At 41.3% G+C, this 24,203-nt stretch carries 23 protein-coding genes; 10 read left to right on the forward strand and 13 right to left on the reverse strand.

From position 1 onward, the window contains the following. Positions 1–37: 37 nt before the first annotated feature. From ACJAT7_RS04770 to ACJAT7_RS04785, 4 genes are all read left to right on the forward strand, one after another. On the forward strand, positions 38–865 hold the full coding sequence (locus ACJAT7_RS04770) for an META domain-containing protein (protein WP_415225656.1): 828 nt from the start codon (positions 38–40) through the stop codon (positions 863–865). 127 nt (positions 866–992) lie between these two features. Beyond that, on the forward strand, positions 993–2,840 hold the full coding sequence (locus ACJAT7_RS04775) for a cation:proton antiporter (protein WP_415225657.1): 1,848 nt from the start codon (positions 993–995) through the stop codon (positions 2,838–2,840). Between the two features lie 92 nt (positions 2,841–2,932). After that, positions 2,933–3,196 carry a PepSY domain-containing protein gene (locus ACJAT7_RS04780; RefSeq protein WP_415225658.1) on the forward strand — a complete coding sequence of 88 codons (264 nt, stop codon included), beginning with the start codon at positions 2,933–2,935 and terminating at the stop codon, positions 3,194–3,196. 2 nt (positions 3,197–3,198) lie between these two features. Beyond that, complete coding sequence (locus tag ACJAT7_RS04785) at positions 3,199–3,717, forward strand: cytochrome b/b6 domain-containing protein (protein WP_415225659.1); 519 nt, start codon at positions 3,199–3,201, stop codon at positions 3,715–3,717. A 60-nt stretch (positions 3,718–3,777) separates the two neighbouring features. On the opposite strand, the gene ACJAT7_RS04790 is transcribed toward ACJAT7_RS04785, so the two are convergent. Next, complete coding sequence (locus ACJAT7_RS04790) at positions 3,778–4,134, reverse strand: glutathione S-transferase N-terminal domain-containing protein (RefSeq protein ID WP_415225660.1); 357 nt, start codon at positions 4,132–4,134, stop codon at positions 3,778–3,780. A gap of 122 nt (positions 4,135–4,256) precedes the next feature. Between ACJAT7_RS04790 and ACJAT7_RS04795 the strand changes: the two genes are divergently transcribed. Further along, entirely contained in the window at positions 4,257–4,427 is a 171-nt protein-coding gene (locus tag ACJAT7_RS04795; protein WP_415225661.1) for a DUF1289 domain-containing protein, read from the forward strand. Between the two features lie 20 nt (positions 4,428–4,447). After that, on the forward strand, positions 4,448–5,254 hold the full coding sequence (locus ACJAT7_RS04800) for a dTDP-glucose 4,6-dehydratase (protein WP_415225662.1): 807 nt from the start codon (positions 4,448–4,450) through the stop codon (positions 5,252–5,254). Here the strand turns inward: ACJAT7_RS04800 and ACJAT7_RS04805 are convergent. The 8 genes from ACJAT7_RS04805 to ACJAT7_RS04840 all read right to left on the reverse strand — a co-directional run bounded on the left by ACJAT7_RS04805 (position 5,251) and on the right by ACJAT7_RS04840 (position 14,052). Further along, complete coding sequence (locus tag ACJAT7_RS04805) at positions 5,251–6,609, reverse strand: diguanylate cyclase domain-containing protein (RefSeq protein ID WP_415225663.1); 1,359 nt, start codon at positions 6,607–6,609, stop codon at positions 5,251–5,253. The two genes, ACJAT7_RS04800 and ACJAT7_RS04805, sit on opposite strands and share 4 nt — an antisense overlap. Then, a complete protein-coding gene (locus ACJAT7_RS04810) occupies positions 6,609–7,568 on the reverse strand; it encodes a phosphate/phosphite/phosphonate ABC transporter substrate-binding protein (RefSeq protein WP_415225664.1) in 960 nt (319 codons plus the stop codon). Before ACJAT7_RS04810 ends, ACJAT7_RS04805 begins: the two co-directional genes overlap by 1 nt. 163 nt (positions 7,569–7,731) lie before the next feature. Next, entirely contained in the window at positions 7,732–8,214 is a 483-nt protein-coding gene (locus ACJAT7_RS04815; protein ID WP_415225665.1) for a DUF523 domain-containing protein, read from the reverse strand. A gap of 632 nt (positions 8,215–8,846) precedes the next feature. After that, positions 8,847–9,827: a calcium/sodium antiporter gene (locus ACJAT7_RS04820; RefSeq protein WP_415225678.1), complete on the reverse strand. Its 981-nt coding sequence runs from the start codon at positions 9,825–9,827 to the stop codon at positions 8,847–8,849. A 94-nt stretch (positions 9,828–9,921) separates the two neighbouring features. Beyond that, complete coding sequence (rpoZ, locus tag ACJAT7_RS04825; protein ID WP_415225666.1) at positions 9,922–10,197, reverse strand: DNA-directed RNA polymerase subunit omega; 276 nt, start codon at positions 10,195–10,197, stop codon at positions 9,922–9,924. An 81-nt stretch (positions 10,198–10,278) separates the two neighbouring features. Further along, entirely contained in the window at positions 10,279–10,911 is a 633-nt protein-coding gene (gene gmk, locus ACJAT7_RS04830) for a guanylate kinase (RefSeq protein WP_415225667.1), read from the reverse strand. A 243-nt stretch (positions 10,912–11,154) separates the two neighbouring features. Further along, positions 11,155–13,188 carry a VIT and vWA domain-containing protein gene (locus ACJAT7_RS04835; protein ID WP_415225668.1) on the reverse strand — a complete coding sequence of 678 codons (2,034 nt, stop codon included), beginning with the start codon at positions 13,186–13,188 and terminating at the stop codon, positions 11,155–11,157. A 126-nt stretch (positions 13,189–13,314) separates the two neighbouring features. Further along, on the reverse strand, positions 13,315–14,052 hold the full coding sequence (locus ACJAT7_RS04840; RefSeq protein WP_415225669.1) for a helix-turn-helix domain-containing protein: 738 nt from the start codon (positions 14,050–14,052) through the stop codon (positions 13,315–13,317). A 148-nt stretch (positions 14,053–14,200) separates the two neighbouring features. Between ACJAT7_RS04840 and ACJAT7_RS04845 the strand changes: the two genes are divergently transcribed. From ACJAT7_RS04845 to ACJAT7_RS04855, 3 genes are all read left to right on the forward strand, one after another. Next, positions 14,201–17,653, forward strand: a complete 3,453-nt coding sequence (locus ACJAT7_RS04845; RefSeq protein WP_415225670.1) for an acyl-[ACP]--phospholipid O-acyltransferase — start codon at positions 14,201–14,203, stop codon at positions 17,651–17,653. A gap of 26 nt (positions 17,654–17,679) precedes the next feature. Beyond that, a complete protein-coding gene (locus tag ACJAT7_RS04850; protein WP_415225671.1) occupies positions 17,680–18,354 on the forward strand; it encodes an esterase/lipase family protein in 675 nt (224 codons plus the stop codon). 275 nt (positions 18,355–18,629) lie between these two features. Then, positions 18,630–19,283, forward strand: a complete 654-nt coding sequence (locus ACJAT7_RS04855; RefSeq protein WP_415225672.1) for a hypothetical protein — start codon at positions 18,630–18,632, stop codon at positions 19,281–19,283. Between the two features lie 66 nt (positions 19,284–19,349). On the opposite strand, the gene ACJAT7_RS04860 is transcribed toward ACJAT7_RS04855, so the two are convergent. From ACJAT7_RS04860 to ACJAT7_RS04870, 3 genes are all read right to left on the reverse strand, one after another. Then, on the reverse strand, positions 19,350–19,889 hold the full coding sequence (locus ACJAT7_RS04860; protein ID WP_415225673.1) for a hypothetical protein: 540 nt from the start codon (positions 19,887–19,889) through the stop codon (positions 19,350–19,352). Between the two features lie 15 nt (positions 19,890–19,904). After that, positions 19,905–20,489: a hypothetical protein gene (locus ACJAT7_RS04865; RefSeq protein ID WP_415225674.1), complete on the reverse strand. Its 585-nt coding sequence runs from the start codon at positions 20,487–20,489 to the stop codon at positions 19,905–19,907. Positions 20,490–20,891: 402 nt separating this feature from the next. Beyond that, positions 20,892–21,584: an HAD family hydrolase gene (locus tag ACJAT7_RS04870; RefSeq protein ID WP_415225675.1), complete on the reverse strand. Its 693-nt coding sequence runs from the start codon at positions 21,582–21,584 to the stop codon at positions 20,892–20,894. Positions 21,585–21,711: 127 nt separating this feature from the next. Here ACJAT7_RS04870 and ACJAT7_RS04875 point away from each other — a divergent pair, with 127 nt between their 5' ends. Then, complete coding sequence (locus ACJAT7_RS04875) at positions 21,712–22,200, forward strand: cupin domain-containing protein (RefSeq protein ID WP_415225676.1); 489 nt, start codon at positions 21,712–21,714, stop codon at positions 22,198–22,200. Between the two features lie 51 nt (positions 22,201–22,251). Here the strand turns inward: ACJAT7_RS04875 and ACJAT7_RS04880 are convergent, their stop codons facing one another. Next, positions 22,252–24,027, reverse strand: a complete 1,776-nt coding sequence (locus ACJAT7_RS04880) for an EAL domain-containing protein (protein ID WP_415225677.1) — start codon at positions 24,025–24,027, stop codon at positions 22,252–22,254. Between the last annotated feature and the right edge of the window lie 176 nt (positions 24,028–24,203).

Raw genomic sequence — 24,203 nt, forward strand, 5'->3', positions numbered from 1 at the left:
TTCTTTTTCATAGTTAATTGGAAAGGGATGGCTAAAGATGAAAAATGTGTTTTGGGCGCTTATTGGGATTGCCACTGTTATGATATTTGCCGAGGGATATGCGCTCTATAAAATCCCCCAGGCGCAGTACATTAAAGGGCAATTAACTTATGACGGGGAGAGTAATATTGAACCGGGCACTATTTTTAAGTTAAGTTTGGAATCTCGCCCGCAAGGAGATAAAAAATTTAATATTTTATCTGCCGCAGAGCAAAATGTTTTCAGCAAATTTCCGCAAAACTTTACCTTGCCTATACTTAAAAAATCCCTGTCACGGACCGGCATATACCAGCTTCGCGTGCAAATTATCAAAGATAATCAATTGCTCTACAGTAACCGCGAGTTATTACCGCTAACTCGGGATGAGTTAAATGGCTCTATCAGTGTTGCAATGCAAGCGGCCCGGAAAGCACAAGCAAAACAAGTCATCCAACCTCAGCCGATGGCTGCTGTTGAAGAGGAAGTCTTACCAATAGTAAAAACTGTCGAGCCTGTTAAATTGGATATCGTTGCTTTATTGGGAAACAAACAATGGTTTCTTGAGGGCAAAGGAAAAAAACGTCCCTATCTTACCTTTGATATACAAAAAAAGCGTGTGTTTGGCAGTGGTGGTTGTAATGATTTTCAAGGAGGTTATCAGATAGAACAGAATTTGTTAGTCATGAAACACTTTATCTCCACAGCCAAACGCTGTGCCACGGGGATGGAGGTTGAAACTAATTTCTTAGACGCGTTAAACAAAGTAAGCGAGTGGCTGGTGGAGGAGGGCAAGTTGCGTTTATATGATAAAGATCAGTTATTGTTATTACAGTTTAGCAGTCAATAAGTTAGCAAAATCCCCCATAATTTGAGACTGTAATAAAAACGCTTATAATCCAACCACCATTTTAATCTAATCCGTGGATAACACGCTGATTTCAGACGCATTACGCTCAGTAATGTTAAGGATATTTATGACCGCACTTATTTTTGCTGCCATCGCCTTAGTCTCTGTAGCCGCCCAATGGCTTGCATGGTCACTAAAAGTTCCGGCCATTTTATTTCTTCTGCTCACAGGTTTACTGCTGGGACCGGGTCTGGGGTTATTAAACCCGGACAAATTACTCGGCGATCTATTATTTCCTGTGATTTCACTCTCCGTGGCCATTATTTTATTTGAAGGCGCATTAACATTACATTTTAAAGAATTAAAAGGTATAGGCAAAATTGTACGCAATCTTTGCTCAATAGGCATACTGGTGACCTTTGTGGTGGTCAGCTCCGCTGCATACTGGCTGCTTGATTTAGATTGGCGTGTGGCCGCCGTTATCGGCGCGGTATTGGTGGTGACCGGGCCGACGGTTATTGCCCCCATATTAAATACAATGAAACCGGTCAAAGAGATCGACTCCATTTTGCGCTGGGAGGGGATTGTGATTGATCCCATTGGCGCCCTGTTTGCGGTACTTGTTTTTGGGGCTGTGACATCAACCAATCAGGGGGATGCTGTCTTTTCTACTTTGCTGGCATTATTGCAGATGTTGTCTGCAGGTTTGTTATTGGGGATTTTCGCAGGTTGGTTCTCAGCACTTGTTATCCGCCGCGAGTGGCTCCCTTATGAGCTGCATAAATTTGCTATTTTAGCCATGGTGCTGATGATCCATTCCATCGCCAACCTTGCAAGCCATGAATCGGGTCTGCTTGCGGTAACTATCTATGGGATCTGGCTGGCTAATCAGGATGATCTCGATTTGGCTTCTATTCTGGCGTTTAAAGAAGATCTCTCCAAGATTTTAATTTCCAGTCTATTTATATTACTGGCCGCTAGACTTGATTGGGGTAGTGTCTTGCTGCTTGGCCCCATGGTTTTCCTCTTTCTGTTGGTGATCCTGTTTATTGCTCGGCCGCTTTGTATTATTACATCAACCATGGGCAGTACTATCTCTTATAAGTCAAAAATTTTATTGTCCTGGATTGCGCCAAGAGGGATAGTTGCAGCTGCTGTAGGCTCGGTATTTGCCTTAAGCCTAACTGAAGCTGGGGTCAAAGATGCAGACAAAATAGTTCCTCTTATTTTTACTGTGATAATTGTTACTGTGGTCTTACAAAGCTTAACGGCAACACCTTTGGCGCAATGGTTAGGCTTAAGAAAGCCCGCCCCATCCACCCTTTTATTTATCGGTGCAAATCATGTTGCAAGAGGTATTGCGGTTGGATTAAAAGAGTTAGGGTTCTCTGTGCTGGTGTCCGATCCTGCCTGGGAAAATTGCCATTTAGCACGCATGGCTGGCCTTGCTTGTTACTATGGTAATCCGCAATCAGAGCATGCCGAGCGCTTTGTGCCGCTGGCGGATCTCCGCATGGTATTGGCACTTTCACCTAATCGTCATTATAACGCACTGGCTGTGCACCATTTTGCGCATCTGCTTGATGAAAAAACGGTCTTTTCGCTTCATTCGGGTGAAAATCATAACAAGCGTAATAAAGTCAGTTCCACATTTCGTTCTCGCCAGGTTTTATTTCGTCGCGATGTCACTTTTACTAAGTTAAGCAGCTTGCTAACCAAAGCGGGCAAGGTTAAAGCGACCAAATTAGGTGATTCTTTTCTTTGGCAGGCTTATCTGCAAGCAAATAAAAATGCCGTGCCGCTGTTTGTTATCAGCACTGCCGGTAAGCTTAAACCCTTTGAAATTGGCGATGATTATCAGCCTAGTGCGGGGGAGACAATTGTGGCTGTCCATCCAAGCGCGAACGCTGAGGTCAAAAATTCTGTTGCAGCTGCTCAGCTACAACCAGCAGTGTCTTATAAACAGGCAAACTAAAGTGTTTCATTTAAGCTTCTGTTAAGAAATATGTTTGATAATAGAATCAATCAGTCGGTTGACTGAGCTACTTATTGATATCGGAGCATTTTATGTTAAAAAAATTATTTTTACTGCCACTGCTTTTAATCGCATCCTACAGCTATGCGGATCCGCAATGCACGCAAGCGCCAGAAACCCAGTGGATCCCATTTTCAACCGCCAAGCAACAGGTAATTGATCAGGGCTATACTATTAAAAAATTCAAAAAAACCGACACCAGTTGTTATGAACTGTACGGTAAAGACAGCGATGGTAAACGGGCTGAAATTTATTTTAACCCGACCGATATGAGTGTAATAAAAGAAAAGAGGTAGGAATGAAAAAGTCAATGCAACAAACGGGTTGGGATCTCGTGGTGCGTTTTACTCACTGGAGTGTTGCCATACTATTTTTTAGTAATTATCTTTTGACTGAAGAGGGCAGTAATGTTCATCAATGGGTTGGCTACGCACTAATGGGGCTGATTCTGATACGTCTGCTATGGGGTGGTGTGGTGCATTCACCGGCTCGTTTGAGTCATTTTATGCCCTCATTTTCTGCTGCTATCGACCATCTCAAGGAGTTACGCAAAACTAAGCAAGATAATCATCCGGGACACAATCCTGCAGGTGCATTGATGGTTTGGTTTTTGTGGGGTAGCTTGCTCCTGATCGGTCTAAGCGGCTGGGCGATGGAGACGGATGCGTTATGGGGAGAGGATTGGGTAAAAGAGGTGCATGAGTTTGCGGTGAATATGACCTTTATCGCCGTGATATATCACGTTGCTGCGGTGATTATCATGTCAAAAATAACCGGTAACCGTTATCTTCAGGGGATGATTAAAGGGCGCCGCTAGTCGGCCCTTTTTCAACTGCAGCGCAGCTGCAATTGAAAAAGAGATAAATAGGCGTCTTGCTTAAGCAAAACGCTTATTTAAGTAGTCAATAATGGCAGATGACTCATATAGCCAAGTTACCTTTTCATTTTCTTCAATACGTAAACAGGGGACCTGCACCTTCCCCGCTTCATTTAGTAGCACTTGTTTATGCTCTGCATTCTTAGCGTCTACTATCGCAATATTCAATCCTTGGCGGCGCAGTGCTCTGCGTACTTTCACGCAAAATGGACAAGCCAGATATTGATATAGCTGCAGTGATTTTGTTTGTAAATCAATTTTTATCTGCTCGTGAATCTCGCGTTTACGTTTTTTCGGTGTAAAGATAAAATTGAGTAATAAAATAATACGGCCCAATAGCCAGCGGATAATAAACATAAAAGACCCTCTTTTTTTTGTTATCGAAATGTTAATTTTTTGGTAGTTTAACTGAAGCCTTGTTATCATGAAAGTGCCGTAAATATTATTTAATAAAAAAAGAAATGAAAAGAGAGAAAAAAATGAGTGAGATAGGATCGCCTTGCATACGTCATTGCACCCTTAATAAGGAAGATATTTGTATCGGTTGCTTTCGTAGTTTGACTGAAATTCTGCACTGGCGAGAGGCTGATGACGCGCAAAAAAAACAAATTTTGTCCTTTGCGCAGGAACGCCAGGCTAAGCATAATTAAAACAACTAAAAGGAAGTGTAATGGATAAATCTATCAGTATCTTAGGTAGCGGTTGGTTGGGTTTTCCTGTTGCCAAAAAGTTGTCGGCTGAGCTTGCGCCAGTTAAAATTTCAACCCGTAGCGCAGACAAATTGCGCTGCTTGGCAGAGGCCGGTTTATACCCTTTTCAAATTGATATTGAAAATTTGTCTGATAATATTCAAGACTTTTTACAGTCCGAATTATTGATAATTAATATCACCAGCAAAAATCTTGCTGCATTTACAAGCTTGATTGCAGAGATTGAGCTGTCAGCTGTTAAACGGGTGTTATTTATCAGTTCAACATCTGTTTATCCGCAGCAAGCGCTGCCCTGCAAAGAGTCTGACAACTTACAGCCGTCCACTCATCCATTATTAATGATCGAATCCTTATTGCAAAATAACAGACATTTTCAAACGACAATTCTACGGTTTGCGGGGTTGATTGGTGGCAAGCGACATCCGGGGCGGTTTTTTGCTGCGACTAAGCAGCCCGCTAAAGTGATTGCCTTTCCCAAGGCTCCTGTAAATCTTATTCATCTTGATGATTGTTTGGCCATTATTACGCTGATTATAAAAAAGGAATGCTGGGGAGAAACGTTAAATGGCTGCGCGGATACACATCCCAGTAAAGAGGCGTTTTATACTTATAATGCCTTGGCATTAGGTTTAGATAGACCGAAATTAAACACGCAAAGTAAAGCGCTGCACAAAGTCATTTGTAATGAAAAATTAAAACGTTTGCTGGACTATCAGTTTATTCATAGCGATCTTATGCGTATTGATCCCTGCAAAAATTATGATTAAGTTTGCTTAAAAAAGAGATAGCAACCTTTGCCTTTACCCTTTGCCTGATACATTGCACTGTCCGCATTTTTAATCAAAGTATCGCCATCAATACCATCTTCTGGATAGATACTGATGCCAATGCTGACGCCAATATTAAGCTGCTCTCCATTTAACTCTATTGGAGAAGCGATTGATTGTATAACGCGGCTGGCAATTTGTGAGACAATCTGTTTTTCTGCAATATCCTGCAATACTATGGTGAATTCATCGCCGCCAATACGCGAAACCAGCATATTGTCGGGCAGTTCTGCGAACTTGATGGTATCTTGTTTGCGAATCACCGCGTTAAATCGCTCTGCGATAATAACCAGTAACTGATCGCCAACCTCATGGCCAAACGTATCATTAATCGCTTTAAAACCATCCAGATCTAAAAATAACACGGTCACTTTTTTTTGATTAGTTGCGGCCTGTTGCAGGGTTTTTTCAAGATATTCATGAAACATGTTGCGATTTGCCAGTCCAGTCAGGTGATCGTGAAAAGCCTGATAATGGATCTCCTCTTTATTTTTAAGTAAACGCCGATTCATTTTATTAAATATGGCGGCTAATTGGCCGAGTTCATCGGAGCGGTTAAGCTCAATTTTGCTCAGGTGGTCTCCCTTGCCGGCTTTTCGTGCATGTTGAGCAAGTAGATGAATTGGCTCTGTTAATTTATTGGCAGTAAATATTGCCATTAGTATGCCGGCGATCAGTAACAGGGAGGAAGCGACAAATACGATAAAAATGTTGTTTGCAAAATCCCTTTCACTGAGCGCAGTTAATTCATTTTGCAAGACCATCTCCATTTTTAATATATCCTCTTGGATATACAGTAAAGAGAAGCCAAGATGGATTCCGGCGATAACTTCATCGCCAATTTTAATGGTACGTGCAAATATCACTTTATCAGTTTCAATACGTGAATAAATATCATCTGATTTTCCAATCGCATTGAGCATCTGTGGATCATTAACTTGATCACCAAAAGCCCACAGTTCAACGCTGCCATCATTGATGATATAGCCATCAGGATCAAATATTTCAACAAACAGGAGATCTTGCTGTGTCAAACTTGGCTGCAGTGTTTGTGTTATTTTATCTTGATTTTCATAGTAAATGTCATCGACAAGGTGATGCGAAAAATAATTGGTCATAAACTCACCGCGTTTCATCATTTGCAATATGATTGCATCAGAGATAGCTTGAGTACTCACTGCCTGTTGAGCTCTGGCGTCTTTACTAAATTGGTAAAATAAAATAGCCGACATGAAAATCACTATGGCGCTGATAAGAAGCACCATAGTGATCGAAAATTGCGTTCTTAAACGCACTATTGAGTCACTCCATCGACTATTTTTAATAGATCATTAATTTTATTCAAGCTGTCCCATGTCTGTTCGTTTAATTGATCGAACTTTCTGGTTTTTTGGTAGCTTTTGAGGGCATCGTAGCCATCAGGATCTTTATCGATATTAAGCAGTAGCATTTTTATGCGCGCTTTCACCGCAATGGGTAACTCTTTACGCAGCACTTCAATGGCACGAGGAATAGAGATGCTTTTATGAATTATTTTAAGATCAGGATGAAAACTTTCTGGCATATGCGATTTTTTTTGCCAATCTATATTGCTCAGCGCCCCCGCATCAACACGCCCTTTATGCACCCAAACAGAGGTGTTAATCTCCTGCTTAGAAAAAACATAACCGACAAAGTCAGCGCTTGCTTTTTCTCGTGGTGTACTGAGTTGTTCTAAATTCAGTCCCGCGTTGATTAGAGCATAGGCGGGTAAATAGTATGCGCTTGTGGAGTTGGCATCCTCAAATGCGATGGTTTTCCCTTTTAAATCTTGTAAGTTATTAATACCGCTATCTTTACGTACAAAAATAACTGAATGGTATTCTGCTATGCCCTTTTTCCATTTACGTAAAATAGGCTCTGCCCCTGCCTCCGCTTGAAGATAGATGGCGGAAAAGGCGGTTTCAGTGACGAGGTCAACATCACCCTGTTGTAACTGTCTGGCGAGCTCTTGTTTGCTGCGAGCAAGTAATACTTTGCCTTTTGTATAACCAAGATCCTGCATATGAGCAGCAAGGTAATCAGCCATCAATTTTAAGGATTGCAGATGTTTTTTGGGGGAATCACTTACTTTACCAATGACTAACGTTTTTCCACTTGAAACTTCTTGCGCAGATAACTCGTTGCCTATGAAACAGATAACCAGCAGAGAAATTATCGCTGCAAGCTTAATCATTGAACTTGTACTATTGATAAATGGGCAGAGGGGCAACATTGCAATCGTCCTTTGAACAAAGTAATCATTATAATTAGAGTCTCGTGGCAGTCGTAAATTTTTGTACACCTATGTGAACTGTACATATAAAATGCAGGTTGCAGACGTTTTTTCAACACGTTAATTGGCAACGTTAACGCGTAAGATAGTCTGCTGATTTAAGCTAGGTGCATTTCAGGCTATTTAAATAGGTTTGCACCTGAGTTAACTGAAATTGGTTAAAAACCTTAATACCATTGGCTTCTAATAATTGCGTAGTTAAACCCTGCCCATCGATTAAACTGCGCTCAAAGCGGCCATTGTAAATCTGCGAGCTGCCACAAGATGGACTTTTATCGGTTAAGATTGCTACTTTAATATTAAACTTCACAGCCAATGCCAATGTATGTTCGGCGCCCTTTTTAAACGGATCGCTCAGATCCTCTCCCGATTGGGTTTTTATTGAGCCGTCCTTTTGAATTTCTGCCGCGGGCCGTGGTGTCGGTAAACCGCCACAAACTTCAGGGCAACTGCTCAGTAACCAGCCTTGCGTTAACCAGCTATCGATTAGTGGGTGATTGAGCATATTTATCTTGCCGTCATATCTAACTCGTTCACCTAATAAACAGGCGCTAATCAGAATTTTGTAGCGATTTTTTTCTCGCATAGATCTATTCCTGCATGATTATCTGACAGAATTTTACCACAAATAGGGCCAGCGTTTATGGGCGTCTTGTTTGTGACCATTTTGTAATAAAAGAACAAGATAGCGTTACATAGATCACTGTTTATCTTGTTTTTTCCTGTTTTTTTGCATTTCATTGCTTAATTTGTAATTTTTTTACGGAAATTTGTTGTCTAAAAGTGTGATCTGGGTTATATTTCTTTAGTCCGCTAGGGACACCAACTAAAAATCAAAAGAGGAAATTATTATGGATATTTTATTTTTTTATGCAGGTCGAAACTTTTCAATATTTAAGGGTAAAGAACTAGACAGACGTGATTTTGATCCAACTTTCTTTAGAAAATAATGGAAGTGCATCAGGTTAGAGAAAACCGGACCTTAACAACTAATACAAAAAGCGGAGGAATTGTTCTTCCGCTTTTTTTATGGGAGCAATAAAAAGTAGCAGCTGTTTTTAGGAAAATCAATTCACTTGCCGTTCTGTTAGTTTGCCAACTACTACCTCTTTTCTTCTTTATAGATTCCAATCTTTGCTTGATTAAATGGATCAATAAATAAACTGTTTCCATGATTTTTTTAATAAAGTCGACCGCTCTTTCAGCTAATAATTGTGTTTAAACTGCTCTCATATCATTAAATAACCAGAGCATATAACTGATATAGCCAGCCAATAAAAGAGCCCCTTCGAATCTGCCCAGTATGCTCGTTTTACCTTTATGCCATGCGACGCAGAAGAGCATTAACGCAAGGGTTAACGCAATCATTACAGGGTAATCTCGGGTTAATACCTCTTTATCAAAACTACCGGGCTGAATTAATCCAGGCAGGGCCATAACCCCTAAAATATTAAAAATATTAGAGCCGATAATATTACCGACTGCCAAATCAAACTCTTTTTTACGCGCAGCGGCAATGGTAGCAGCCAGCTCTGGTAAGCTGGTACCGATTGCAACAATGGTAAGACCAATTATCAGATCGCTAACAGCAAAATATTCGGCAACTTCCACGGCGCCCCACACCAGAATACGGGAAGAGATAATTAAGAGCACTATACCGATCAGTAACCATTTAAGCGCTTCTGGTTTACTTACCTCTTCAGGTATTTCATCGAGCATCTCTTGCGCGAGTCTGTCATCACCATGGGTTTTGGCCTCATAGAGAGTGAAAATTAACATGGCAAACATCATGGACAGCAAGATCAGCCCATCAAAAAAACTAAGGTACTGATCCCAAAGCAGAAATAGGCTAACCATAATAATGGCCAGCAACAGCGGCATTTCTCGTTTCAGTAGTTTCGAGTGGATCTGCAGCGGATAAAAGAGCGCCGTTAACCCTAACATCAAACCGATATTGGTGATATTTGAACCCAGAGCATTACCGATAGAAATGCCAGTTTTGCCATCTACTGCTGCAATAGCTGAAACCAGCATCTCAGGAGCAGAGGTGCCTAAACCAACGATCACCACCCCGACAATCAGCGGTGAGATGGAAAAACTGCGCGCAGTATTCGATGCACCTAAAACAAATTTATCAGCGCTCCAAATAAGCAGCGCAAAGCCTGCCAGAATCGCTAGAGAGGGTAAAAATAAGCTCATCACAACGAGGGATCTCCTTGTTAATTAAACATAAAAAAACGCCGGACATTTGCATGTTCGGCGTTTTTTTAGGATTTTCTAAGGCGCTCGGTTATTAACCGCGACCTTCTGCAATCGCAGCAACTGCCGCTAATTCAGCCGCATGTTTTTCATGTTTTTCTTGACGATCTTGAATGTCCATCTGCTCATTGGTGATTAGATTTAGTTCAATTTCACGCAAAGCGATAACGGTCGGTTTATCATTTTCTGGCTCAACTAAAGGAGTTTTACCTTGAGTAGCAAGCTGACGAGCTCGACGAGATGCCATTAGGATAAGATCAAAACGGTTACCAACAACATTTACTGCATCTTCAACGGTTACACGTGCCATTGTTGAACTCCAAAAGTTAATTACACAAAAAAAGGGGGCTAATTATATGCGTTAAATGTGATTTGATCCAGCAACTTCGTTTTAAGATTGTTGTTCTAACAATTCTTTAATGGTTGCTTGATGCTTACAGGTTTGTTTTTCCTGCTCATTTCGACGCGATTTAACAATAGCAGAGAACTCCTGCATTGCACTATCAAAGTCATCATTAATAATCAGATAATCATATTCATCATAATGAGACATCTCAGATTGTGCCTGCGCCATCCGTTTAGCAATAATTTCATCACTGTCTTGGCCGCGTTTAGTTAAGCGCGCTTGCAATTCAGATCGGCTTGGCGGCAGTATAAAAATACTTTTCGCCTGCGGCATCATTTCCCGCACTTGTCGTGCACCCTGCCAGTCGATATCCAAGAATACATCAATACCTTGTGCCAAAGCTTGTTCAATAGCAACACGTGATGTGCCGTAATAGTTACCAAATACTTCAGCCCACTCGAAAAAGGCATTTTCTTTAATTAACTGTTTAAATATATCCAGATCCACAAAATGGTAATGCTCACCATCATTTTCACCGACACGCGGTGCGCGCGTCGTATGAGAAACAGAAACTTGCACTGGCCAGTCTCTTTTTTCTGCCAATAGCGCGTTAATAAGGCTAGATTTTCCTGCGCCACTTGGAGCTGATACGATATAAAGCGTGCCGAGTTGGGACATAAATAAACATTCCTGAAAATATTGATTGGCTCAATCAACAGCGTATTTTGCTGGAAAAATACACCGTTGAATTTTTGTAGACGCAAATTATCCCCTATTTTTATAACTAAGTCTTTTCAATAGCGTAAATAAATTTAATTTAAGGGAAAATAGATTTTTTCTGCTTTAATTTTAAGTTGTTTTTACTTGTAGGAACTACTTAAAAAGGAGACTGGTAGGTCTCCTTTGTGGCGGCTTTTAGTTTTAAGCCCTTTTAGACTGTTTTTGTAGCAGGCTTGGCAGTTTCAGTATCACTAACAGCAGCATCCATAACGGATGCATTGCACCGCTGCCTCCGCTAAAGCTTGGTTGCGCTTTACTGAACATAGGTTGTTTGTGATCTGCACGGTTATCAGCTGTCGGCTGTTGTTTTTTCTGCAGTCTGGCTGTCTGTTCCTTTGCAACTCGTTGTTTGTTAGTTTGCTTAATTGCAAGCTGCTCAAAGACTTGCTCTTCCACTACTAATAACGAGGTGTAGTTAGTCACTAAGCCGTATTCAACCGCAAGTTCCTGGATTGCCTGTTGATTGTCGGCAGATTCACCCAGATAATCAATTTCCTTTTCTAACTGTTTGATTGTGCTGTATGCCCATAAGCGTTCAAGCTCTGGATGTAATGTCTGTCCATTATTAAAATCAATTTCAGTTTTATAACTGACTTTCTGACCGTTTACTTTTCCTGTGAGTTCAACTTTAGCCGTGCCTTGTCCGTAATAATGACCAAAAAAGGTCAGCTGCTGACCACGGTATAGGCTATTGAAATCTTTATGGCTTAATTCACTGATTTTGATGCCGTCAATATTTAGCTTAATATCACGCATCGCCTGATGAGTCATTTTGCTGGTGGCTAACATTACCTGACCCATCAGATCGTCGGAGTTAGAAACTGCCGCGTAAAAACCATTAGATATATTACTCATGCCCTCTAATAGCGGGCGATTAGCGCTGTTACCCATAATAAATGAATATAAACGCAGATCTTTTTTATCCAGCAGTTTTAAGAAGGATTTTTTCTCAGTAACCCCGACATTAGCGACACCGTCACTAACCAGTACAATCGCACTGGTTCTGTCGGCATCTAGTTTTTTTATGGCTTTTTCGATACCGGCATAAAGGTTGGTACCACCGCTCACACCGGCAGTCTGTAGTTTATTAAGACTATTTTCTACATTCTCAGCGGTGACCGCCTGATAACCCGAAGTGATATCCTGTGCCTGATTATTAAAGGTAATAATTCTGAAACGGTCATTTTCCGGTAATTTAGTCAGTGCCTGACGCACTCCTTCAATTAACGTCTGGTACTTTGCCGCCATGGAACCGGATTTATCCAGTACAAAAATCCAGTCACGTTGTCCCTGATTTAACCCTAAGTCATTACCCGGTGTTAAGGTCAGTTTAAAGGTACCCTGTTTTTTACCCGGTTCTCGATAACTGATTAAATCGACACTGCCGGGTAAATCCGGTTTATGGCGCCAGTAAACCAAAATATCTTTATCCAGTTTTACGTTTTTTTTAGCTTCTGAGCTTAGGTTTTCCTGCTCACTGCTGTTAGTGCTGCCGATAGAGATCTGCCATTGCTGATCATCTATCTGAGTGTACTGCGCGTTTGGATGGGCTGGTAAGCGTACGCCGTCTAAGGGATAACTCGAGCGGATATCCATGGTAAAAGAAAAGCGTTCCTGTACTGTGTCATTGCGGGTCCAGAAACTGTTTTTCACCTCGTCGATACCGCCTTCTTCAAGCGGATAAACATAACGGCCTAGTCCGGTATCGATCTGCTCCTGCTGCAGATAAACCAGGCGTATTTTGACCTGATCTTGAGCTGCTATCGGAAATACTCTGACATCAAAAGTTTTATAACTGTCTTGCTCCACAAGCGCTGTTTTATTACCGGCTTTTTTCTGCTGCTGATAAATCTGTTTCGCCCGGCCTTTTTCTACAACTTCAGCCGTAACCGCCTGGCCGTTAATCCAGTAGGTAAACTCACCCACTGCGGCGCCCTGTGGTACAGGGAATGAATAAAGCGCTTCAAGCTCCTGCGGATTGGGATTAAAAAATGTCTGCTCAACTTCAGTACGTGAATAACCGTCCTGAACGATCACATGCACGTCGTGTGTTTTGATTTGTAAATCCTGGTAAGACGCATTACTTGGTTTTAATAATCCAGCACTGTAGCTGATAGTGCTGCTTAGTAATAACGCCGTGAATGCTAAACCTGCTTTGCAGTTTGAAATTCTCATACCTTTCTCCATTAGGTGCTAAAGAGCGCTAAGTTATAATCAGGTATTGGAATAAGGTAAAGTGAAAGTTAAAAGGTAGCGATATCTGCTACCAAATGGATCGCTATTTAAGCTGCTTTGTATCGATTACGATTTTCTGCGGATCTCATCAAACAAGCTGGAGTCCCATTGGCGTAATACCAGGACCATGGTTGTGCCATATTTTTGATCCATTGTTAATGAGGCATCTTCGTTGCGACAGGTAACAAAATCGGCACTTAATTTTTGCATCTTTTTTTGTATATCGGCATTGCTGCTTAATGAAAACAGGCCGTTTACCACAATTAATTTCTCACTGGGCTGTTTGAAGTGGCTGTTGAAAAACTCCTGTTGCACCTTTTGTAAAAAGAAGCGTTGGATGGGGCCATCAGCTAACCAGGCAAAATGATGACTAATTTTAAGTTTGAAACGATTGCCGGGTAATAGCTCAATAATTTTAAGTTTATCTAATTTGGCAAGTTTTTGAATACACTCAGGCTCTGTCAGTGAGTATTGCTGCAACAGATCGGCAAATGAGAAACCATTAATCACGCAGATAGTGACCAGTAATAGCACCAAGTCATCGGCTATTTCCTGCTCTTGCAATAAGGTCAAATTATCAATTTTATTATGTTCGATAGTCATCGATAAAACCAGATCCGCAAGCGGCAGTTCAATCATATTACAAATAGATTCTAAGCGGGATAGACTGATATTTCCCTCACTAAACAGACGCTTAACAGATGCTTGGCTAAGCTGTAAATATTTTGCAACATCACCGTAGGTTTTTCCATGGGCTTTTAACTGTGCTTTTAAAGCAGTGATTAGAATCGTTGTTTGTGACATATTGAGACCTTCATACTAAAAGAGTATTAAAATATAATACCTTCTGGTGCAGATAGATAGACTTATTAAACTCTGCTTGCGTCATTCTTGAAGCTCATCATAATCATTCTCAAATATGATTTTGTATCAATATACACGGAGTTTCAAAATGGATAAGTTAGCTAAGATAAAAGGTGCCTGGCCCTATGTTTTTGCGGTGTTCTTAAATGCTTTCGTTGATTTAGGGCATAAGATAATCATTCAGAATACTATCTTCAAAACCTATGATGGCCAGCAACAGGTATTACTGACGGCTTTGGTGAATGGTTTAATCTTACTGCCTTTCATTTTACTACTGACCCCTGCTGGTTTTATTTCGGATAAATACCCTAAAAATAGAGTGATACGGATTAGTGCCTGGGCGGCTGTTGTGCTGACACTGGCGATCACTGTCTGTTATTACCTGGGACTGTTCTGGTTTGCTTTTGCCATGACCTTTTTACTCGCAGTACAGTCCACCTTTTATTCACCGGCTAAATACGGTTATATCAAACCTCTATTTGGTAAAGAGAAACTGGCTCAGGCGAATGGACTGGTACAAGCTGTGTCCATTGTTGCTATTTTAGCCGGCACCCTAGTTTATTCACTGTTATTTGAGTCACTGTATCAGCCTGAATTTTCAAATCCGGCATCGATACTGCAAAGCATGGCACCGTTAGCCTGGTTATTAGTGATCAATTCAATTATTGAGTTAATTATGGCTTATCGATTACCAAATATAGAGCAGAAACAGGTCGATAAATCATTTGACTGGGGAAAGTATCGTTCCGGCACTTACATGAAAGAAAGCTTAAGTCCGTTTATTGAACGTAAAGTGATTCGTCTAGCGATTATTGGGTTAGCGATGTTCTGGTCAATCGGACAAATGTTATTAGCGAGTTTTCCCGCCTATGCCAAAGCTAACTTCTCTGTAACAAATACCTTAATTATTCAGGCAACTATTGCCGCAACAGGTGTCGGCATTGCTCTCGGTTCGTGGCTTGCCGGGCGATGGTCAAAAGATCATATCGAAACGGGATTAATTCCGCTGGGAGCCGCAGGGATTGCCGCTGCATTATGGTTTTTACCCTTCATGCAGTCATCTGCGACACAGGCACTGTGCTTTTTTGCCGTCGGTACGATGGGCGGTATTTTTATTGTACCGCTTAATGCTCTGATTCAGTTTCATGCTGGCAGTGATGAGATGGGTAAAGTCTTAGCGTTAAATAACTGGGTGCAGAATATCGGTATGGCGAGCTTCCTGGTGATCACCGCCTGCTTCTCTTTCTATGGTTTTGACAGCCATTTTTTACTGACTTTCACTGCGCTGGTGGCTATTTTAGGCGGTATTTACACCGTTTATAAACTACCGCAGAGCTTAGTGCGGATCGTACTTAACTGGTCGATATCACGCCATTATAAAGTGTTTGTGCAGGGTATGAAAAATATTCCTGAGCAGGGCGGGGTGTTGTTATTGGGTAACCATGTCAGCTGGGTAGACTGGGCTGTTCTGCAGATCGCCTGTCCTCGTCCGGTACGTTTTGTGATGGACAAAAAAATATTCTCCCGCTGGTATCTATGCTGGTTCTTTAAGGCATTAGGCTGCATTCCAATTGAATCTTCGGCTGCAAGTAAAGGTTCATTAACCCGGATAGCAGCTGTGTTAGATCAAGGCGAAGTCGTGGCGTTGTTTCCTGAGGGGGTCATTAGCCGTAATGGTCATCTGGCAGAGTTTAAACGCGGTTTTGAGCTGGCTTGTAAACAGGCGGAGCAGGAACTGGCGATTATACCTTTTTATATCCGCGGCTTATGGGGCAGTAAATTCAGTCGTTCATCGGATAAGTTAAAAGAGGTGCGCGGACAGGGATTGTCTCGTGATTTAGTCGTCGCTTTTGGAGAACAGATGCCGAAAACCAGCAGTGCTGAGCAGGTAAAAAGTCGAGTGTTTGATCTGTCAGTATTATCCTGGAAAAAACATGCGGCGGAGCTGCCGAGTATTGGTTGTGCATGGATTGATACAGTTAAGCGTGTCGGAACTCAAAAAGCAATTATTGACAGTACTGGAACCATACTATCTGCTCAGCAGAGTCTAGTTGGGGCGATCAGCTTAAGTAAGGTGATTAAAAAGAGCTGTAAAACACAAAATGTTGGTTTGTTATTGCCCACCAGTGCGGGCGGCGTGATTGCTAATATGGCTGCGGTTATTGCAGGTAAAACGATTGTTAACCTTAACTACACTGCCAGCCAGGATGCTGTTGCCGATGCGCTCAAGCAAGCACAGTTAAGTCATGTTTATACTTCAAAACTGTTTTTGAAAAAACTGCATAAACGCGGCATCAATTTAACGGAAGTTTTACAGGGGGTGCAGCTTGTATACCTGGAAGAGACTCTTAAACAGATCAAACCATCCCATAAAATAGCACGTTTATTATTAGTTAAATGCTTACCGGCGTGGCTGTTAAAAGTGCTGTATGTAACAAAAGTAAGCCCCCAGCAGGCGGCTGCTATTCTATTTTCAAGCGGCAGTGAAGGTGCGCCGAAAGGGGTAATGCTGAGTCATACTAATATTATGGCTAATTTAAAACAGGTTTCCGATGTTTTAAATACCCAGGAAAGTGATGTGGTTCTTGGCTCTTTGCCGTTGTTTCATGCATTCGGATTAACGGTAACGCAGTTTCTGCCTTTAGTGGAAGGTTTACCGTTGGTTTGTCATGCCGATCCAACTGATGCAGTTGGTATTGGTAAAGCGGTGGCAAAAAATCAGGCGACAATCATGTGCGGCACTTCGACCTTCTTACGTTTATATGCAAAAAATAGAAAGGTAAGTCCGTTAATGTTTGATTCACTGCGTATTGTGGTGGCGGGGGCTGAAAAGCTTAACGCTCAGGTAAAAGCCGATTTTGAAAGCAAGTTCAGTAAACGAATTTTAGAAGGTTACGGCACCACCGAAACCACACCGGTTGCCAGCGTTAATATTCCGGATCAGTTAGATCAAAAGCTTTGGCAGGTTCAGGTTGGTGGTAAAGAAGGTACGGTCGGCATGCCGTTACCCGGCAGCAGCTTTAAAATAGTTGATCCAGAAAGTTTTGCCGAACTGCCGTTAGGTGAAGCAGGATTAGTGTTGATTGGTGGTGCGCAAATCATGCTCGGTTATCTCAATAATCCAGAAAAAACCGCACAAGTGATTAAGGAGATAGAAGGTGAACGCTGGTATACCTCGGGTGATAAAGGCAAATTAGACAGCGATGGCTTTTTAACGATTTTAGATCGCTATTCGCGCTTCGCCAAGCTTGGTGGGGAAATGATCAGTTTAAGCGCCATAGAGCAAGCCGTACTTGAAGATCTGCCGGATGATATCGAAGTCGTTGCTGTTGCCATTGAAGATCCGCAAAAAGGTGAGAGTATTATTTTATTATACCAAGGCGAATTGGATAGTCGTGAGATTAAAAAAAGCATGCTTGCCGGTGGTTGTAATCCATTAATGATCCCGAAACGTTGCTATCAAGTTGCAGAGATTCCCAAGCTAGGTGCAGGGAAAACCGATTTTAGTAAAGCAAAAAAACTGGCCTTGCAACAGCTTTAATCCAGGGCGTATTTCGGGAGGTTGATATGGATAACTATTTTACAGTAACAGCAAAAAACGAATCGGTCATTTTATTACATGGCCTAGGAAAAACAGAGCGTTGCATGAAAAAACTCGGCAATAGTTTAAATAAGCTGGGTTACCATGTTATTAATTGTCGTTATCCATCATTTAAATTTTCAATCGAGGAGTTGGCGGAAAAAACCATTAATGATGCGCTGAGATTATGCCCTAATCAGGCGCGAATTCATTTTGTAACGCACTCGATGGGCGGTATTTTAGTGCGTATCTATTTGCAAAATAAGCTGATTGATAACTTGGGGCGCGTAGTGATGCTTGGTCCACCCAATAAAGGTTCGCAGTTAATTGATCTATTACAAATACAAAACCTGTGCCATCACCCCATACTCAGACGGCAAGCCGGATTGCAATTAAGTACAGACAATAACAGCGTCCCCAATCGCCTTGGCAAGGCAAATTTCGAATTGGGGATTATTGCAGGCACACGCAGTGTTAATCCTATCTTATCAATGCTATTACCCGGTAAGAATGACGGCAAAGTCTCGGTTGTAAGTAGTAAATTACAAGGCATGAAAGATCATTTAATTATGCCCGTAACCCATCCCTTTATGATGAAAAACAGAAATGTAATTCATCAAGTTCACTATTTTTTAGAAAAGGGCCTATTTTTGCGTAATTAGGTATTGGGATTTTGTTATTTAAACGTCTGATTAAATCGGGCCATTGCGTCGGTGCTGTGCAAGAAGAGGAGTGTGCGGATGCGTAGAAGAGATAAGCTCGTTAGCTATTAGTAAATATAAGCATCAGCGTATTACAGCGCTTACTGGGAGTTCGAGCCGTCTCTTTTTGGTGAAATTCCAGGTTTGTTGCTTTTGCATAAGTTAAGTGGCGTTTTTAAGCCGCTAAAGGTAACCTAGCGTTTGCTACGTTACGAACTCTTACATTATGGATACGCATGAATCATTACCCTGTTATTGAAATCCCATTTAATCATCGCGCCTGTTGCTGGTTTTGCGGTGAGCCTAAAGATAAAACCATTAACTTCCCGAAATACAGCAGTGAAGAGAGTATGTTAACGCATAAACCTATCTGTCTGCCGAGCTGTAAAGAGTGTGCAACTATTGTCCAGCGTACGGCCTTTAGCTCGCTTTATGGCTATCGCGATGCAATTAAACAGGCACTTGCGGTAAAGCATCAAAAGCTCCTGAGTATTGGCTCGAACTGGACTAAGCAAGAGCTTGAGGAGTCTGAATTTGAAGGCAGTGCTTTTGAGGGGTTTAAACGCAGCGCTTGGTTTATGTTTGAGATGATCCAAGGGCGGATCAATTATCAGGGCTGGGAGTTAGTGGTTGCAAATGAAAAACTGATTCTTGAGCAGCAATATGAAAGCTTTAATTTTGATGGCGTCACCTACGTTAAGCTTGATGATGCGATAACCCATGCGGTGAAAACCTTTCATCTCGATGAGGAGTTATTCACGCGGGTGTTAAGCGTAGTCGGCAAAGAAAAGTTTGCTCACGCGATTCGTTTGTGCCGTTTGTATCCCATGCTAAACAGTAAAACGCGTGAAGCGGTATTTTTAGATATCCGAGAAGGCCTTGGTCTGTAGCGGGATGCCAGATACAAAGCGATCTGCTCTCTAAAAGAGCCTGAGTAACAGGCTCTTGAAATAAAACTAGCTAACTGCTTTGATGAACTCAGGATCTAAAAACAAGGCTTTTACTAAGTTTTGTACCAGATCGACGTAACTCATTTGCCCGTTTGGTATTGCAATGCTGCCTATAAAAGATGACTCGAACTCATTGTTTGCTGTGATCATTTTATCAAAAACCAGTTGATCACCTTTTTTAACTTTAAATTGCACAGAAATTATTCCTGTACCGACACTAAAGCCTGAAACATCGACATCATTTTTTAATAGCTCACCACTTACTACAGTGTTAGAGACCCCTGACCAAACTTGAGCTAGTTTTAACTCTGTAGTTAACGCTTCTGTTAAATAATCACCAAAAGAGTTACCCACTGAAGAATTTAGGCTTGAGGCTCTTAAACTGATGCTGTTAAGTTTTTTATCCGTTTTAAAATCCCCAACACTGAGCGGCTTAACATCGCTGTTTTTTAGTACTTGCGCATTGGCAACGGTTGCTTCATAAGGTGGTGTCGCAACGGAACAACCACTGAGTATCATGATACTCAGTAAAAGTAGGTATTTCATAATATGTTCTCTTTTTTATTGTGTGAACGCAGCTGTATTTTCCAACTCTTCTGCAAGTTTAACAAAAGCTTTCTCTGTGGCACGCCTTGCTGATAATGAAAAGTCAGTCTTAAATTCATCAAATTCTGCATTGCCTTCAACATCAATGGTTTTTTCCCAAACAACATCTTTTCCATTTTCGATTGCTTGACAGGATAGGCTGATAGTGAAGTTGGTCGGAGGCCATGTAAATGCGCTGTCCGAACTGGAATTTGTCACGAGCTTAGGAATAAAAACATACTGAATGTTATTTTCAGTAATAAACTGCTTATCTTCAAGAGAATCTATTTTATAGACATCTTCAAATTTATTGATAAGAACGGTATATAAAACTGTCTCGGTGTCTTTATAGGGTTTATATGTAACGCTATCGCCACCGCCTCCTGGAGTTGTTACGCTCTTGTCGATGTCTGCTTTAGCGATAAAGTAACCAACCGTTTTATCTATCTTTATATCAGAGTTGGTAAATTCTTTCATTTCAGGGTTTAACTGAATCTGATGAGAACATCCCGACAAAATAAAAGCAAAAATAACCGCTAAGAATTTTATGTTTTTAGTCATATTTATATCCATATTAAGGTAATTAGGGTTGTATTTTTAGTAACTGTAAGGTGATTAAAAATATAGCGGGGATAATGTGACAATTATTAACAAATTCAAACTGTTAGTTTTCTTTGTTGTGATCTTGATTGGGTTTGTTGGTGAGGTTAGTGTGATTTTTAATAGGTTTTTTAATAGGTTTTTTAATGTTTTTATATTTGTAAGCCAAATTCGAGCTTGTAGCAATGACATACAAAGTCTAAAAGTAGATTGTCAGAATTATTGTCTTTCGATTCATATTAAATGTTTTAATATCCACTAAAAAACTGCAGGTTTTATTGGCGGCACAAAAAGTGCGCCGCGACAATCGTCCGTTAGCGGATGAAGAACGTCAAAGAGAGGTTGCACATTAAATAGTTGGGGCTATAACGGCCTCTTATCTGTGTTTTGCTTATTGTTCAGGCGTCCAACCTTAAGCTGTGTTAATACATCCGCCAGCGAATCGCTAACTGTATGGCCTAAGGCGATAATATCGGCATCGGGTTTGACCAGGTCGGGCACTTGGTAGACCTGCATGCCAGCCGCAATGGCTGAGCGTACGCCGTTATTTGAATCTTCAAATGCAAGACAGTGTTGCGCTGATATATTTAAACGGCTTGCTGCAAGGAGAAATATTTCCGGTGAAGGTTTGCCCTCGCTCACTTCGCAGCCGCTGCTAAGGTGGTCGAAATAATCAAATAAGCCAGCCAGTTTCAATTTGGTGATGGCGAGCTCTTTATGGCTTGATGTGGCAACCGCGATTGGAATTGCTTGCGCTTGTAACCAGTTTAGCAGATCAATGACCCCCTCTTTTACCGGGATCGCTTGCTGCTCAACGATTGGATGATAACGGCTCATCCACTCTTTGCGCAAGGGTTCATAATCAAGATCTGCTCCGTAACCATCACACAAGACCTGTTTAATGCCTTGCGCATTACAGCCAATAATCCCTAAATAAATATTCTTTAAAAAGGGTAAGGAGAGGGCTTCACAGGCATCATCAAAAGCCTGCATGCACACTCTCTCTGTGTCTAAAAGAAGACCATCCATATCAAAAATTGCGGCTTGATAATTCATTGTATTTCCTACAAGTAAATTGATTTTATAAGATACAATAAAAACATAGTTAGGGGATATAATCAATGCATGCAATGGTGTTACATCCAATAGCCGCGGTGGACACAAATAAAGGAGTGCTATCAGTATGACTAAACTTTTAACGGAAGATGAGTTTCATGGGGGTGATATTCCTGTTTATACGCCTCAAGGCGAGGAAAAGTGTTCGCGATTTAAGATGAAATCGGGTATCGCCAACGTATTATATGCACCTGCTCATAAAAACCTTGATGCTCCCAATGGGCAGCAGGGGAGTGGTAAATTGATTGGAAAATGGTTGTATAACGAGCAGCCAGATAAGCAAGAAAGGTTACTTAAAAGCAGTGTTGAGCTGTTTATGGACTCAAGCCTGGAGCCCTATGCCAGTGTCGGTTTACACTCGCATATTGATACTGAAGAAATTTACTATCTGCTCGAAGGGCAATTAACCATTGATCTGATAGATAAAAATGGGGTGGCGACAATGCAAATTATAACCTCCGGCGATACTCACTTGATTCAACCGGGAGAGAGCCATTTTGTACAGGCTGGCGCGCAAGGTGCAAGATTTATTGTTGTCGCAGCAAAAGTGCCATAGTACCTGAAGAGGCCCCTGCAACTGGTATAGTGCCTTAGCTGGTTAAGGAGATTAAGTGAGAGCACCCATGTTGTTATCCGCAGAGCTTAGCCATCTGCTTTCTAAGTCGCTAACAGATAATGGACGCGAATAATAATAGCCCTGAATATTGTTGATACCGCAATTACGGGTTTCGCTCAGCTCATCGATTGTCTCGACACCTTCGGCAATAATAGCTAGATTAAAATTATTGGCGAGACTGACAATGGTTTGAACAATTTTTTGATTGTCCAAATTGAGATGAAGATTGGTAATAAAGGCACGGTCTATTTTTAAGGTGTCTATGGGTAATTTTGGCAGATAAGAGAGGCTCGAATAACCCGTGCCAAAGTCATCAATGCTGATCCGTATATTTTTTTGGCGTATTTTATTGAGCAGCTCAATCATCTCCTCAATATTTTCCATCAGCACACCTTCAGTAAGTTCAATTTCCAGTAAATGACCGGGTATCTGATAGCGTTCGAGTTGCTGAAACAGATAGTCAGCAAAAGCAGGTTGACGCAGTTGAGTCGCGGATACATTAATAGAAACAGGTGCTACCTGAATATTATTATCAAGCCAGTAACGGATCTGTTTCAGGACGCTTTTTATTATCCAGTTACCAAGCTCAATAATAAAACCACTTTTTTCTGCAATAGGAATAAAATCAACGGGGGAGATCCATTGCTCATTATCTACTTTCCAGCGGAGCAGTGACTCGCTGCCAATTAAATTACCTGTATTTGAATCAATTTTTGGCTGGTAGACTAAGCTGAATTCCTCTCTCGCGATTCCGTAGTGTAATTGATTGGATAACTTCATGTTATAAAGCAGATCCTCGGCAAACTTTTGAATAAAATGCACACAATGTTTGTTCTTATTTTTTTTGCCTTGAGACATGGCCAAATCGGCGTGTTTTAACAGGGTTTCATAATCACGGCCGTCTCGCGGGGCAATGGCAATACCAAAACTGGCGCGAATATTGTAATTTACCTCTTTGAGTACGACGGAGGTTTCGAATTGCTCCAGTAAGGCAACTTGCAATTTCTCTAGTGAATTTTCCAGCTTCGCGTAATTATGCGCAATAACAAATTCATCACCACTGAGTCGCGCAACAATAGTACTGTCATCAATTAATGATTTTAAGCGCTGCGATATCTGCAGAAGGGCTTGATCACCGCAGCTGTGGCCGAGGGTATCATTAATTATTTTGAAATTATTAAGATCGAACAAGATCACTGCGACGGCACAATTATTGAGGCTTAATAATTTATTTAGCTTCTGCTTAAAAAAGATTCGGTTGGGTAAATCGGTGAGATCGTCATGATAAGCGATATGGAGTAATTTTTGCTCTGCATCCTTGCGTTGGGTGATATCTCTCGCCATACCGGCAGTCCCAATGACCCTGTTATGCTGGTCAAATACCGGTACTTTTATCGTTTCTGCCCACGCCACACTGCCATCCGAGCCGGTTATCTGCTCTTCAGTACGAAATATTATTTCTGTTTGCATGGTGCGTAAATCATCTTCGTAATAACTTTGCGCGCGCTCTGGATCGTTGCTGAGATCAAAGTCTGTTTTTCCGATAATATCCTCTTTAGGCAATCCAAACGCTTGATAAAACTGTTTGTTTACTAATAAAAAACGAGAGTCTTTATCTTTAACCCAGGTGAGATCGGGAATGCTATTGATCAGTGTTTGCAGGTGATGATTGCTTTGCTGTAGGTTTTTGTACTTACGGGCCATTATCAGGTAGAGCAACGCAATACTGACAGAAGTTATAAGTAAAAAGATTGAAAGTGATGTCATATGAATTCTGAAACCTGCTAGCAGAGGGTTTACTTATGATAGTGTGTCTTTTGCACTCTAGATAGTAAAATATATAAGTAATGTGAGCCATACTGAGCAGTCGAAAAATGTAATTGACACTACAAATAGTTGCATTACGGTTTTAACTTCATGTCTGCACGGGCATACTCTATTTT

The organism is Psychromonas sp., from assembly GCF_047632995.1.
Taxonomy (GTDB): domain Bacteria; phylum Pseudomonadota; class Gammaproteobacteria; order Enterobacterales; family Psychromonadaceae; genus Psychromonas.